We start from the raw sequence: 13,555 nt of genomic DNA, 5'->3' as shown, positions 1-13,555 counted from the left end.
ACAGGTGAGCTTTAATGGAGAACGACGGTGAGTCCGGATAATACAACGCCCTTTGAAGGCTCCAGACTGGACGGTCTGCTGGCACAAATGGATGACGCGACCGTCATACTGGCGCAAGCTCCGGCCTTTTCGAAGCCCGCCAAAATTGGCCGGGTATTCGATACGGCCCGGCGAATCATGCTGCAGGAGGGTGGCTGTGCTGCTCTGGAAACACGCATAAAATCGCTGGAAGACGCGGGTGTGTTCTGGGGCTCCGACTGGGCCAACCCGGGCGTTTTGATACCAACGCTGTCGCGATATTCCCTGCAAAGTCCTGTGGCTGAATCGGTCGTGATTGAGGCGCTAAGCGAGCTGCGATTTCTGGCGGTTGCCCAGGGTATTTACGCACATGAAGAGCTGTCGTCCGAGCAGGCCAGTCATTTCCTGAGCCAGGTGCTGGCTGCGAATCTGTCCCTGTTGTTCACGCCGCCGAGCGAGGCGGAACGGGAGACCCAGGGGCGGCTCGCGCAGTTGCCGCGAAACCTGCTGAAACACCTGGCAGAACGCATTGGTTATGAGCAGATTATCGATCAGCTGATCGACGAAATCTGGCGCATTCTGAATCAACGGCCTATCCAGGTTGATTCGATCAAACAGATGATTACTCAGATCGCCATTTGCCAGGCCAATCCGGAGATTGATCTGGGCACCAGCGGGCAGGGCGCTGACCGGCTGGTCAGCAGCCTGTATGGGCCGACTCAGGCGTGCCGGGATGACCCGGGTGTGGAAGCCTATCAGCACAGTCTCAATGCCATGGATTCCAGCGCTTTGCTCAAAGAGGCCACTGGCTTTGCCCGGGCCATGCACGATACTGGCCTCGTCTCGCCCTACCATGCCACGCTGTTACGGCATTTGCTGGAGTCCGATGATCATCTGTTGCCGGAAGCGCTCGGGTTGTCGACGACCGGTCGTGATTGTTTGTTGTGTTACCGCGAGCTTGTCTATGCCCTGATCCGCGAGGCGGTGCATCCGCAAACGGCACAGGCCATTTACGGGCTGGCGCTGACGCTGGAGCGGGGTATTCTCTATCACCCATCGGTCGCGCCGGCGATGTGGCGTCAGCTGGCGCTGATTCTGTCGGAGTGGTCGCGAACCCGGCTGTCGATAGCCTTTGGCGATGCGATTGAACCCCGCTCACGGCTGCTGGAAGGTGTGCTGTGCATGCTGGGTCAGCCGCTGGGTGTGGGGCAGGGCAATAACCCGACTTGTCAGTCGGCCCGGGCTTTATCGATGTGGGCTTACAACGACCCGGACTATCTTTTGCAAATGGTGGCCTGGGCCGCGCGGGATGACGAGATCATCATGCATTTTGAAGGTCAGCCCATTTCGTCCTGCGAGAGCGAGTCGGGCGTTGCCAGCAGTCTGCCAATCGATCTCGACGCCGTATCCCTATTGGTGGTGCCCCATCTCGACCGCATTTATGCCGAGATGGGCCGTCGTTGCATTGGCCGTGAAGGCGATCCGCATCGTTGGGTGAATCCGGAATTTCATGGTTGGTGGTCCGGTCGCGGCTTTAACATTAATGTCGATGTGGCCACCGGTTCGCTGGTAGACCTGGAAGATTTTCTGCGTCATTTTTACGCTTCCTACCACCCCTATTACAACGGCAACCAACCGCTGATCCACCCGCAACCGGCTGGCATTGCCGTGACCGACAGTGCGGCTCGGTTTATTGGCTGGCACGCTATTACCATACTACGGGTGGCGATGGACCCGGAGCAGGTCATGCGGGTGTATTTCTACAATCCCAACAACGACAGTGGCCAGAACTGGGGCGATGGGGTGGAAGTCAGTACCGCCGGCAAGGGTGAGCGCTATGGTGAGGCGTCTTTGCCGTTCGCCCAGTTTGCCTCAAGGCTATACATCTTCCATTTCGACCCGCTGGAACGGGGCGAGCTGGCACTGATCACCCGGGACGAACTGGACGAAGTGGTGGGCTATATCCACCGAAGCTGGGGCATCGGGCGTGTGCCTGCCGGAGAGTTGCAGGCTGACTCGGGGCATGGCCAATCAACAGACTCCGAACCTTGAGGTAATACCTCAAGGTTCGGAGGTTAAATATTACATACCGCCTAGAGCCCGCGACGGATGGCAGGTCTGCTCTTGCGGGGTCGCCGTGAATACCTCCATGTAGGCTTAACTTCGGCATCCCTGCCTCAGATACCCCCGCAAGAGCAGACCTGCCACCCATCGCTAAGCTATTGCAAAGTTAAAATCTTACTCAAATAAACTCTGTGAGTTGGTCGCTATCAATGCCGCTACGGTCGTGTAATCGGTAGTGCTACACTGTCGCGCATCTTTTCGATGAGTTGAGACCGACTTAATGCCATACCCGTATCAGCCAGAAACCCTGGTGGCCCAAGCTCTGGGCGACATCGATGCCACTACCGGTGCACTGATTCCTGCCATCCATAACAGCACCACCTATCAACGTGATACCGACAACGGTTACAGCCGGGGGCGCATTTATTCGCGTGCCGATAACCCCGGTTACGACCCGGTTGAACGGGTTCTGACCGAGCTGGAACAGGGCGCCGATGCGCTGGTGTTTGCGTCGGGCATGGCCGCCTCAGTGGCGGTGTTCCAGGCGTTGCAACCGGGTGCTCATGTCATTGCGCCGGTGGTGATGTACTGGTCGTTACGCAACTGGCTGAAGCAGTTTTCGCAGCAGTGGCAGATTGATGTCAGTTTCGTTGATACCAGTGATACCGCAGCGGTAACCGCCGCGCTCCAGCCTGGCAAGACCGAGCTGGTCTGGCTGGAAACGCCGGGTAATCCGCTGTGGACAGTGGCGGATATTCAAGCCATTTGTGGCCTGGCGCATGACGCAGGCGCACGGGTGGTGGTGGATTCAACGGTGGCGACACCCATCCATACCCAGCCGCTGTTGCTGGGGGCAGATCTTGTTATGCATTCAGCCACCAAGTATCTGAACGGCCATTCGGATGTGATTGCCGGTGCGCTGGTGACGGCCCGGGACGATGAGTTCTGGCAACGTCTGATCAAACAGCGCTCCCAGGGTGGTGCGGTGCTGGGGCCTTTTGAAGCAGCGCTGTTGTTGCGCGGCATGCGCACCCTGGCAATACGGGTGCGTGAGTGCTCGGCCAATGCTCAGCGACTGGCAGAGCATCTGAATGCGCACCCGGCCGTTGAGGAAGTGCTGTACCCCGGCTTGCCGGGCTTCGCCGGGCATGACGTTGCCCGTAAGCAAATGCGTAACGGCTTTGGCGGTATGCTCTCTGTACGAATCAAGGGAGGTGCTGCGGCAGCCATTCAGGTGGCAGCGACTTTGAAGGTTTGGAAGCGTGCCACCTCGTTGGGTGGTGTAGAGAGCCTGGTTGAGCACCGAGCCAGCATAGAAGGCGAGGGTACACCGGTACCGGATGACCTGTTGCGTCTATCGGTTGGGATCGAAGCGGTGTCCGATCTGATGTCTGATTTTGATGCGGCGCTGAGTCAGCTATAACGCCAGGGTTAACCAGCCGCTTGGCAATACTGGCCAGAGCGGCTAATGTAGACCTTTATCAGGCAAGATAAGCCAGCAGGAAGGGCATCCATGGCGCAGTTTTTCATTGCTCGACAACCTATTTACGATCGCGCGCTCAAGGTGATTGGCTACGAATTGCTGTATCGCGACAGCGATGTTAATGAAGCCCAGTTCGACGATCCCGATCGCGCCTCCAGCGAGGCCATTCTTAACTCATTTATTCACATTGGCATCGATACGCTTACCGGCAGCAGCCTGGTGTTCATCAACCTACCCAAAGCCTTTATCACAGACGGTGCGCTGACCCCGATGTTTCGGGAGCAGTGCGTACTGGAAGTGCTGGAAGATATTCGTGCCACGCCGGAGGTCATGTCTGGCCTGGAACGGTTATCGAAACAGGGGTTCAAGCTGGCATTGGATGACTTTGAGTTGACTGACGAGACCCGGCCGATGTTGTGCTGGGCGCACTACGTCAAGGTCGATGTGCTGGGTCGGGGGCGCGATGAACTGACGGCTTTGATGGCACAGTTGCGGCGTTACCCGGTTCAGGTGATCGCCGAGAAGGTTGAAACTCAGGCCATGAAGCAATTGTGTGAAGAGCTTGGTTTCGACTGTTATCAGGGGTATTTCTTTTGCCGGCCGCAGGTAGTAATGCGCAAGAGCGTAGCTGCGAACAAGGCGGTGGTTTTCGATTTGCTCAACAAATTACAGCAGCCCGATGTCGGCCTTGATGAACTTGAAGCCTTGCTCGCGCACGATATTTCCCTCAGCTACAAGTTGCTGCGCTACATCAACAGCGCGGCGTTTTCATTGCGTCGTGAGGTCGATTCGATCAAGGATGCCATCGTGCTGCTGGGCATCGATAACGTGAAACACTGGGTATCGCTGATACTGATGACGCGGATGGACGACAGCAAGCCGCGCGAACTGATCACCACGGCACTGGTGAGAGCTCGCCTGTGCGAACAGGTTGCCGATCTCTGGCACCCGGAAGTACGCCATCAAATGTTCATTGTCGGGTTGTTCTCGGTGTTGGATGCTCTGATGGATCAACCCATGGTCGAGTTGCTCGATACCATCATTCTCAGTATGCCGGTCAAGCTGGCCCTGCTGGAGTACGAAGGCGTTGCCGGTGACGTGTTGCAGCGGGTGCTGGCCTATGAGCAAATGGACTTCGACTCTCTGGAGCAAACACCACTGACGCCAGCGCAATGGGCGACGGCCTATCTGGACGCGGTCCGATGGGCTGATGAAAGCATGGTCACCATTGCGCCCTAGTGGTCCATGCGGAAAGTTCTGTCACTGTTCACTTTGCCATCAAGCCCAGAGTTTTGTTGTCAAACCTTGAAATAGCGGTGCTATTCCGGTGGTTTTCCGCCTCGCTCCGAACTTGATGGCGTCGTTCCCTAGTAACAGAACTTCACGCATGGACCACTAGCCACTTTCTGTGTCTTCACTCCGGCGCACCCAGTCTTCGAGCGTTTGATCCTTAAACGCAGTGATCATCGCTTGCTTGATGGTCTCTTGCATCGCCGATGTGTAAGGGGGTGTTGATACTGTGGAGTCTGGAGCACGGATGGTGTGCAGCAGGTCAGCCAACGCAATCTGATCCAGCGGCCGGGCCGGGGTTAGACGGTGTTCTTCGCTGCGGACGATCAGTTGTGCTTCGAGCAGCTTGTCCATCAGGCGGTCGACGACCGCCGCATCCACGTTCATTTCACTGCTTAATGAAGCGGCCTTGACGCCAGGTTCGTTCCTATCGAAGCAGCGCGCAATCCGATACATCAGGGTAAGGCCCACAGCTTCATCGGTTTCTGCGCTGGGCAAAACGGTCTGACGCTGACGGATAAAACGGAAATTCTGGCTGTAATAGGCCACCGTTGCACCGGTCAGTAGCACCAGCCAGGACAGGTAAATCCACACCAGCAGCAGGATACCCACTGCAAACCCGGAATAAATGGCCGTGTACTGGGTGGAGCTGGTGACAAAAAGCGTGAACAGATAACCCAGGCTTTGCCACAGAAAACCTGCCACGGAACCGCCGATAAACGCATGGCGAAACTTTACGTGGGTATTGGGAATGAAGTAGTACAGAAAGGTAAACAGCGTAATGATGACCACGTAGGGTGCCAGCCGGGAAAGCAGGCTGAATACCCACCCCAGCGGGGCGATTTCCAGCATGGTCGCAACGGTATCGGAACTGACCAGGGCTGCGGTGGCGCCGAGCGTCGAAAAGGCCAGTAGCGGCCCGATCAGAATGACACTCAGATAATTGCTGAAACGTTGAGCCAGCGGCCGAATCTGGCTGACTCGCCAGACCTGGTTAAAAGCTCGCTCCACTTTTTGAACCAGAGAAATGACGGTATACACCAGAATGCCGAGACCAACGGCGCCAAGCACTCCAACCCGAATGTTGTCGACAAAGTTGAGGACATTGCTGGTGATTTCTTCGCTGCGTTCGCCCAGCGGGGCCATTAGCAGGCTTTGCAGCAGGGGTTCGAGTTGATTATGAACGCCAAAACCCTTCAGAACGGAAAAACTGAGCGCCAGGAATGGGACAATGGAGAGCAAGGTGGTATACACCAGGCTCATCGCATGAAGGTTGGTGTAACCCCGCGCCAGATCCTTGATCACGGCGAAACCTACCCGGGCAATCCGTATACCCAGTCGTCCTGGTCCTGGCAACTTGGACAGATTGGGGTGCCACAACCAGTCCTGTGCCTGGGAAAGCCAGTTTTTAGGGGTGGAGTCAGTCACGTGTCCCTTTCCTCAGAGTGCTTGCGTTGAGTATCACAGGAAACCAGCGTAACTGACAACCGCACCTCCGGTCAGAGTTCGTCGTATCCCAGGGTGGGTCGCAGCCAGCGCTCTGCGGTCGTCAGATCCCAGCCTTTGCGCTCAGCATAGTCGTCAACCTGGTCGCGGTCGATCTTGCCCAAGCCAAAGTAGCGACTCTCCGGGTGCGCAAAATACCAGCCGCTTACAGCGGAAGCCGGCCACATGGCGAAGCTGTCGGTCAGCGAGCAACCGGTCGCCTGTTCGGCATCGAGCAGCTGGAACAGAGTGGCTTTTTCACTGTGTTCCGGACAGGCCGGGTAGCCTGGAGCCGGGCGAATGCCCTGATACTTCTCGGCGATGATGGCCTCGTTGTCCAGCTGTTCATCGCCCACGTAGCCCCAGAGCTCCTTGCGCACCTTTTCGTGCAATACCTCGGCAAAGGCTTCGGCAAAGCGGTCGGCCAGCGCCTTGATCATGATGGCGTTGTAGTCATCGTGCTCGGCTTCATAGGCTTTGGCACGTTCGTCGGCGCCGTGGCAGGTAACGACAAAGGCGCCCATGTAATCGTGAACGCCACTGTCCTTTGGCGCTACAAAGTCGGCCAGTGACCGGAAGGCGCGGCCGTCCGGGCGCTCGGCTTGCTGACGCAGGTGGTTCAGGGTTACCAGGGCTTCATCGCGCGCTTCATTGACGTAAATTTCGGTTTGGTCACCCGCTATCCCGGCAGCCGGGTAGAGCCCGACAACGCCGTTGCATTGCAACCAGCCTTCGTCGACGATTCGGTCGAGCATGGCGGTGGCGTCTTTAAACAGCTTGCTGGCTTCCACCCCCACGACCTTGTCGGTCAGAATTTTTGGGTATTTGCCGTGCAGTTCCCAGGTTTTGAAAAAGGGTGTCCAGTCGAACCGCTCTTTGATCTCGGCCAGGGGGTAATCGGTAAAGGTCCGGTTGCCAATGAACGACGGTGTTGTTGGCTGGTAATCCGCCCAGTTGGGCTGGTAGGCATTGGCCCGCGCAAACGCCAGGCTGGCGAATTCTTTCTGGCCGCGTTTGCGGGCATTGCCTTCGCGTAACTGCTGGTAGGCATCGCGCAGTTCACTGACATAGGCCGCTTTGTTCGACGACAACAACTGACTCACGACGGGAACGGACTTGGACGCATCCAGAACGTGCACCACCGGGGCTGAATACTGTGGCTCAACTTTCACCGCGGTGTGAATTTTCGACGTCGTTGCACCGCCGATCAGCAAGGGCTTATTCATGCCGCGCTGTTCCATCATTTGTGCGACGGTCACCATTTCGTCCAGCGAGGGTGTGATTAGCCCGGACAGTCCAATGACGTCGGCGTTGTGCTTTTCGGCCGCATCGAGGATGTCTTCCGCCGGCACCATGACACCAAGATCAATCACTTCATAGTTGTTGCACGACAAGACAACTCCGACGATGTTTTTACCGATGTCGTGCACGTCGCCTTTCACGGTGGCCATAATGATCACGCCGTTGTTTTCGGCTTCACGGCCTGAAAGACGTTTCTCTTCTTCAATATAGGGCAGCAAGTAGGCAACGGCTTTTTTCATTACCCGGGCGCTTTTGACTACCTGTGGCAAAAACATTTTGCCGGCCCCGAACAGGTCGCCCACCACGTTCATGCCCACCATTAAAGGGCCTTCGATCACCTCGATGGGTTTGTCGGCCTCCTGGCGCGCTTCTTCGGCATCGGCTTCAATGAATTCGGTGATGCCTTTGACCAGGGCGTGAGTGATGCGATCTTGCAGGTCGCCTTCGCGCCATTTCAGCTTGTCGCTTTCTTTGGCATCGGCCGTTTGGCCTTTAACGCTTTCGGCGAAATCGACCAGGCGTTCGGCGGCATCGTCGCGGCGGTTCAGTACAACGTCTTCAACGCGTTCGAGCAGGTCTTTGGGGATATCGTCGTAAATGGTCAGCATGCCGGCGTTGACGATGCCCATGTCCATGCCGTGTTTGATGGCGTGGTACAGGAACACCGAGTGCATGGCTTCACGCACGGTATTGTTGCCGCGGAAGGAGAACGACATGTTCGAGACACCGCCGGAAATCTTGGCGCCGGGCAGGTTGTCTTTGATCCAGGCGGTGGCTTTGAAAAAATCGACACAGTAGTTGTCGTGTTCGGGAATACCGGTTGCCACCGGAAAAATATTCGGGTCGAAGACGATGTCCTGCGGGTTGAACTTGACCACGTCGACCAAAATATCATAAGACCGTTTGCAGATGTCGATTCGACGCTGGTACGTATCGGCCTGGCCTTTTTCATCGAACGCCATGACGACCACGGCCGCACCGTAGAGTTTGATGCGGCGTGCCTGTTGAATGAAGACGTCTTCGCCTTCCTTCAACGAAATGGAATTGACGATCGCCTTGCCCTGAACGCATTTCAGGCCCGCTTCGATGATGCTCCATTTTGAGGAGTCGATCATGAACGGCACCCGGGCGACATCCGGCTCGGCTGCCAGCAGGTTGAGGTAGCGAACCATGGCCGCTTCGCCATCGAGCATGGCGTCGTCCATGTTGATGTCGATGATCTGGGCTCCGTCGTCGACCTGGGTGCGGGCGATGTCGACGGCCTCCTCGTATTGTTCTTCCTGGATCAGGCGCGCGAACTTGGCTGAACCGGCGACGTTGGAGCGCTCGCCGACGTTAACGAAGCCGGTGGTTTCATTGACGACTAGTGGCTCCAGGCCACTGAGAACCATGTCGGGCAGGGCACGTTGCTTAGGCTTCATCGGCAACCTCCGCGGCCAGATCGCGCAGCGGGCGCGGTGAGTATTCATCGGCCAGCTTTCTCAACTGGGCAATGTGTTGCGGTGTGGTACCGCAGCAGCCACCGATAATATTGACGTGGCCTTCGCTCAGAAAGGGACGTACCTGTTCCGCCATTTGCTCGGCGGACTGATCATATTCGCCAAACTCGTTGGGCAGGCCCGCATTGGGGTGAGCCGAAATCAAACAGGTGGCGTGTTTGTCGAGCGCCTTGATATGCGGCAGCATGTCTTTGGCGCCCAGGGCGCAATTCAAGCCGATACTGAACAGCTCACCGTGCTCTAGCGACACCCAGAAGGCCTCAGGCGTCTGGCCCGACAGAGTGCGGCCACTGGCATCGGTAATGGTGCCGGAGACCATCAGCGGAATGTCCAGTCCACGTTCCTGTTTCAGCTCAAGCACCGCGAAGACAGCGGCCTTGGCGTTGAGCGTATCGAATACCGTTTCGACCATGATCAGATCGACACCGCCATCGATCAGCGCAATGGACGCTTCCTTGTAGGCCTGAACCAGATCGTCGAAGGAGACCAGGCGCTTGCCCGGGTCGTTGACGTCGGGCGACATTGAGGCGGTTCGGTTGGTGGGCCCCAGGCAGCCGATGACGTAACGTTTCTGCTCCGGTGTCTTCATTGACCACTTGTCGGCACTGCGCCGGGCACACTGGGCCGCCGCGTAGTTGATGTCGTATACAGCGTGTTCGAGGTGATAGTCGGCCTGGGCAACGGTGGTGGCGCTGAACGCATTGGTGCAGGCGAAGTCGGCACCGATCTCGAAGAAGGAGTCGTGAATTTCCTCGATGATGTCGGGGCGAGTCAGCGACAATAGGTCGTTGTTGCCTTTGAGCGGGCTCGGGTGGTCTTCGAAGTGCCTTTTACGGAAGTCGGCTTCCTCGAGTGGGTACCCCTGGATGGAGGTGCCCATGGCACCGTCCAGTACCATGATGCGGTCTTGGAGCGTACGGCGGAGTTCGTCCGCGACTGAGCGAGTCATTGTCTCTTCCAGTTCAGTTGGCTGTGACAGAAGGCGTGGATGGGTTGTTTGCTCCGTAAATAGTGACAGACCGTCACGGAGGGTCCACCCCTGCCTTAAAGAAGGTGCCCTATGAAACACCAAACAGGGTGTTTTTTCAATCTATATCAAAAAGTATTGATATAGTAGTTATACCGTTATCTGTCGCAACCTCACAGATTTTGGTGCGCGTAGTATCTGATTCCAGGCCACTACGGGGTCCTATGGTCAGTGCGATAGGCCTTTCTGCTCTAAGTTCAATGGTTCGCCTTGAATTCACTGATAGCAGGCCACATCTGTATAACCAAGTAAAACACTCAGGTATTCAGTTGGCGGACAAAGTTCGATAGAATACCGCCCATTCAACATTCCCGATTAATCGTCCAACTACGGAGTCTGTGGCATGGATATTCAGATGAACATTACCGATTCCGCGCAGAATTATCTGGCGGGTCTGCTGGCCAAGCAAAGCACGGACGGTGTCTCCGTTCGTATGTTTGTGACCCAGCCTGGCACTAAATTCGCTGAAACCTGCCTGGCATACTGCCGTCCGGGTGAAGAGAAAGAAAACGACGAAGTCATCGAGCTGACACAGTTCCGGGTCTATCTGGAAAAGCACAGTCTGCCGTACCTCGATGAAGCTGTTGTCGATTACGCCGAAGACAAGATGGGCGGTCAGCTGACCATCAAGGCGCCCAATGCCAAAATGCCCAAGGTGAATGCCGACAGCCCGCTGCAGGATCAGGTTAATTACATCTTGTTTACCGAGATTAACCCGGGCTTGGCGTCACACGGGGGCGAGGTCAGCCTTGAAGAACTGACGCCCGAAGACGTTGCGGTGCTGAAGTTCGGCGGTGGCTGCCAGGGTTGCTCAGCGGTCGACATTACGTTGAAAAATGGCGTTGAAGCAACCTTGCTCGAAAAAGTACCGGGCTTGAAGGGCATTAGGGATGTTACCGATCATACCGTGACCGAAAACGCCTATTATCAGTAAGGTGCACCGGCAGTAAGATCGATTGGCTTCCGGGTGACGTCGCTGCCAGGCAAGGTCACTTGCGGTATTTTTGCTGATCTTTCAGGGTGTCGTAGGCCTGTTGAATCCGCCCGAATTCAACAGCGTCACCGCCCTTGTCCGGATGATGAGCGTTGGCCAGTTGCCGGTAACGGGTCTTGACGTCAGAAAAGCTGGCGGAAGGCCCCAGGCCCAGGGTGGCAAGCGCATCGGGCGCTTGCTCTTCACCCAGTAAACGGCGCCAAAACCCCTGCAACAACCGCTCTACACTGAAACCGTCTTCTTTTGTCAAATTGCTGAAATCCAGATAATAAGCCGCCAGCGACGGATTCGGGCTCACGGCCTTGCCCTCGCCGCCGGTTGCCGCCAGCCACTGAATCCGCAGTGGGCTGATCGACAGCCTCCGGGACTTCTGGTGGTTGTCCTGCTGCAGGCGGTACAGCAGGTGCATCAGCACAAAATGGTGCTGAAACAGCAGTAGCGGGTCGCCCAGGTTGGGCTTGGGAAAAAGCGCAGGGTAGTGCCGGTCCAGAGCCTGTATCAGGTCGTACTCCGACAATCCGGCGGGTGCTTCTGTCAGCAGCTCGTCCACAGCCTCCATCAGGCCGGGTGGCAGGTTGACATCACGCATCGGTCGTCGTCAGCCCAAGTTCGGTTGTTAGCGGGTGTTGCTCGCCAGGCTGCAGTTGCCTGCTGTCATCGGCGGCGTTGGCCGCTTCCAGGCACAGCATGGAGCGGTAGTCGTCGTCATTGAAGTTCGAGAGGGTTCGGCTCTTGGCGATCCAGGGGTTCCAGACCACCAGCGACCGGCTGCCTTCGCGCTTGATGAAACGGCGCACCTTGCCCGGTTCGTCCAGCATGACGGGTTGCCCTTCATCCAATACAATTCGGTCAATTTCCTGATCCACTGCAAACGGCTCCGGCCACGGCTGGCGTGTTCCGGTCAGTTTGTCGAGATAGGGGTAGCCGGTCAAACCCGTCAGGCAAACGCAGTCAGGCGAAGAAATCGGCAGGTAGCTGTGCAATGCCTGGCTGAGCGTGAATGGGCTGTCGCCAAGGTTGGTGGTAATCAGACTGAGGGTCAGAGAGTCAGCGACCGTTACCACCAGTTCAACCCGGGCCCGGTGGGCAAAACCAGAGTCTGTCCCGCCGGTTTCGAGCCAGAGGCGCAGTTGGCTGATCTTGGCGTCATCGCGCACAACCTCCCAGTTCCATAGCTCTGTCCTGACCAGTCCGTGTGACGGATAGGGTGCGCCGTCCGGGTGGGGGCCAAACCAGGGCCAGCAGACCGGAATGCCGCCGCGTAAGGCCTGGCCGGGCTGGTAAGGCTCGGCGTCAGACACCCATAACAGGTCATCCTGACCGTGCGGCCGAAACGACGTCAAATGGGCGCCTTGGAGGTAGAGCGTGGCGACTGCGCATTCATTGACCACGCACAGGCGTTGTAGCCCGCCAGGTGTGGTTTCTAGCGTGATTCGATGGCTTGCTGTTTGGGTTTCAGGCTGGTTCACAAAGGCGTTCCTGTAGGACTGCTGGCGTATGCAAAGCGCCGCAGCATACTGGCGCGGGCCTGTTCTGGCCAGTCATCGGGTACGATGAACCAGTGCCCGTCGTGGGACTCGTTGGGCAGTCGGCCCAACCACTGTGCCGGTGCCGGGTGTTTGCGAGCCTCTTCTGGCCCCGGGTGCTGAGACAGCCACTGGCTTTTGTTGATCCAGCGACCGGCCAAGCCCTGTTGCCGGGCCTGGGTTTCCGTTAGCCAGGGGCGGATCAGTGCATTCGGGGCGATCAGCGGCCACCGAGACGCATTGTTTCTGTCGTCGAAAGGGACAAAACCACGACCCGTTACCCAGCCCTGGGAATGATCGGGCACTGGTAAGTGCCGGGGCCAGGCACCTTCCCGTTCAGCGCGCTCCGGTAAGGTCAACTGGTGCGACAGCAGTCGCTGCGATTTTACGGTCATGAAGTCTTTAAAACCGGATCCAATCCAGCGGCATTCGGGGGCGATACCTGCGCCGGCAGAAATAAGCAGGTAAAACTTGAGCGCCAGCTCAAGGTGCAGAATTCGCCCCTGGCGGCGATCTTCCAGCAACAGGTCAAGCTCGCCGAGGGTGCGTGTGGCGCCACGTATGATGCAATTGCTGGCCAGAATCCGGTAATTCGGCGAGGCGCTGAACAGCGACTGTACCAGGGCCTCGAAATAATGGCCCAGCTTACCATGCCGGGCTTGTTCGAGTGCGTCGCCACGGGTGGCAATGATCGGGTCAATCAGGTCGATTGAGAAGGCATCGCCGGGGCGCCAGTTCAGTTCGGGCGCAGGCAGCAGGGCAGGGGCCTGCAGGATCCACGTCAAATCCTGTCGCAATTGCGTGCTGACGGCTTCGTCCATGCGCTTCCCTTCTGGTATGCTTCGGAACCCTGGACGATAACCGAAG

The 13,555-nt window shown here is 57.3% G+C and carries 10 protein-coding genes; 4 read left to right on the top strand and 6 right to left on the bottom strand.

What is annotated here, in order from left to right; genetic code table 11:
• Positions 1-87: 87 nt before the first annotated feature.
• The 3 genes from ABJT94_RS11600 (at position 88) to ABJT94_RS11590 (ending at position 4,804) form a co-directional block, all read left to right on the top strand.
• Positions 88-2,070, top strand: coding sequence for a hypothetical protein (locus tag ABJT94_RS11600; RefSeq protein WP_348475788.1), 1,983 nt, complete (start codon positions 88-90; stop codon positions 2,068-2,070).
• A 292-nt stretch (positions 2,071-2,362) separates the two neighbouring features.
• The gene (locus tag ABJT94_RS11595; protein ID WP_348475155.1) at positions 2,363-3,505 is read left to right on the top strand and encodes a PLP-dependent aspartate aminotransferase family protein; all 1,143 of its coding nucleotides are present in this window, start codon (positions 2,363-2,365) and stop codon (positions 3,503-3,505) included.
• 90 nt (positions 3,506-3,595) lie between these two features.
• On the top strand, positions 3,596-4,804 hold the full coding sequence (locus ABJT94_RS11590) for an HDOD domain-containing protein (protein ID WP_348475156.1): 1,209 nt from the start codon (positions 3,596-3,598) through the stop codon (positions 4,802-4,804).
• 156 nt (positions 4,805-4,960) lie between these two features.
• Here ABJT94_RS11590 and ABJT94_RS11585 read toward each other — a convergent pair whose 3' ends face one another.
• The 3 genes from ABJT94_RS11585 to ABJT94_RS11575 form a co-directional block, all read right to left on the bottom strand.
• A complete protein-coding gene (locus tag ABJT94_RS11585; RefSeq protein WP_348475158.1) occupies positions 4,961-6,283 on the bottom strand; it encodes a YhjD/YihY/BrkB family envelope integrity protein in 1,323 nt (440 codons plus the stop codon).
• Between the two features lie 71 nt (positions 6,284-6,354).
• A complete protein-coding gene (metH, locus tag ABJT94_RS11580) occupies positions 6,355-9,063 on the bottom strand; it encodes a methionine synthase (RefSeq protein ID WP_348475160.1) in 2,709 nt (902 codons plus the stop codon).
• The gene (locus ABJT94_RS11575) at positions 9,053-10,090 is read right to left on the bottom strand and encodes a homocysteine S-methyltransferase family protein (RefSeq protein ID WP_348475161.1); all 1,038 of its coding nucleotides are present in this window, start codon (positions 10,088-10,090) and stop codon (positions 9,053-9,055) included. The genes metH and ABJT94_RS11575 overlap by 11 nt, the downstream gene beginning before the upstream one ends.
• Positions 10,091-10,511: 421 nt before the next feature.
• Between ABJT94_RS11575 and nfuA the strand changes: the two genes are divergently transcribed.
• Positions 10,512-11,102 (top strand): Fe-S biogenesis protein NfuA, encoded by a 591-nt coding sequence (gene nfuA, locus ABJT94_RS11570; RefSeq protein WP_348475163.1) that lies wholly within the window; start codon positions 10,512-10,514, stop codon positions 11,100-11,102.
• 55 nt (positions 11,103-11,157) lie between these two features.
• Here nfuA and ABJT94_RS11565 read toward each other — a convergent pair whose 3' ends face one another.
• Genes ABJT94_RS11565 through ABJT94_RS11555 form a run of 3 tightly spaced genes read right to left on the bottom strand, consistent with a single transcriptional unit; the run spans position 11,158 to position 13,509 of the window.
• Complete coding sequence (locus ABJT94_RS11565) at positions 11,158-11,751, bottom strand: DNA-J related domain-containing protein (protein ID WP_348475164.1); 594 nt, start codon at positions 11,749-11,751, stop codon at positions 11,158-11,160.
• Positions 11,744-12,631: a D-hexose-6-phosphate mutarotase gene (locus tag ABJT94_RS11560; protein ID WP_348475165.1), complete on the bottom strand. Its 888-nt coding sequence runs from the start codon at positions 12,629-12,631 to the stop codon at positions 11,744-11,746. Before ABJT94_RS11560 ends, ABJT94_RS11565 begins: the two co-directional genes overlap by 8 nt.
• Positions 12,628-13,509, bottom strand: a complete 882-nt coding sequence (locus ABJT94_RS11555; protein ID WP_348475167.1) for a DUF1853 family protein — start codon at positions 13,507-13,509, stop codon at positions 12,628-12,630. The genes ABJT94_RS11560 and ABJT94_RS11555 overlap by 4 nt, the downstream gene beginning before the upstream one ends.
• Between the last annotated feature and the right edge of the window lie 46 nt (positions 13,510-13,555).

Source organism: Saccharospirillum sp. (assembly GCF_039982735.1).
In the GTDB taxonomy this organism is placed as follows: domain Bacteria; phylum Pseudomonadota; class Gammaproteobacteria; order Pseudomonadales; family Natronospirillaceae; genus Saccharospirillum.
The sequence above is the reverse complement of the archived record's forward strand: the minus strand, read 5'-3'. Positions and strand labels throughout refer to the sequence as shown.

Coding starts and splice junctions, on each gene's coding strand:
- ABJT94_RS11595 (WP_348475155.1), top strand. CDS start 2,363: ATGCCATACCCGTATCAGCCAGAAACCCTGGTGGCCCAAGCTCTGGGC.
- metH (WP_348475160.1), bottom strand. CDS start 9,063: ATGAAGCCTAAGCAACGTGCCCTGCCCGACATGGTTCTCAGTGGCCTG.
- ABJT94_RS11555 (WP_348475167.1), bottom strand. CDS start 13,509: ATGGACGAAGCCGTCAGCACGCAATTGCGACAGGATTTGACGTGGATC.
- ABJT94_RS11575 (WP_348475161.1), bottom strand. CDS start 10,090: ATGACTCGCTCAGTCGCGGACGAACTCCGCCGTACGCTCCAAGACCGC.
- ABJT94_RS11565 (WP_348475164.1), bottom strand. CDS start 11,751: ATGCGTGATGTCAACCTGCCACCCGGCCTGATGGAGGCTGTGGACGAG.
- ABJT94_RS11590 (WP_348475156.1), top strand. CDS start 3,596: ATGGCGCAGTTTTTCATTGCTCGACAACCTATTTACGATCGCGCGCTC.
- nfuA (WP_348475163.1), top strand. CDS start 10,512: ATGGATATTCAGATGAACATTACCGATTCCGCGCAGAATTATCTGGCG.
- ABJT94_RS11600 (WP_348475788.1), top strand. CDS start 88: ATGGATGACGCGACCGTCATACTGGCGCAAGCTCCGGCCTTTTCGAAG.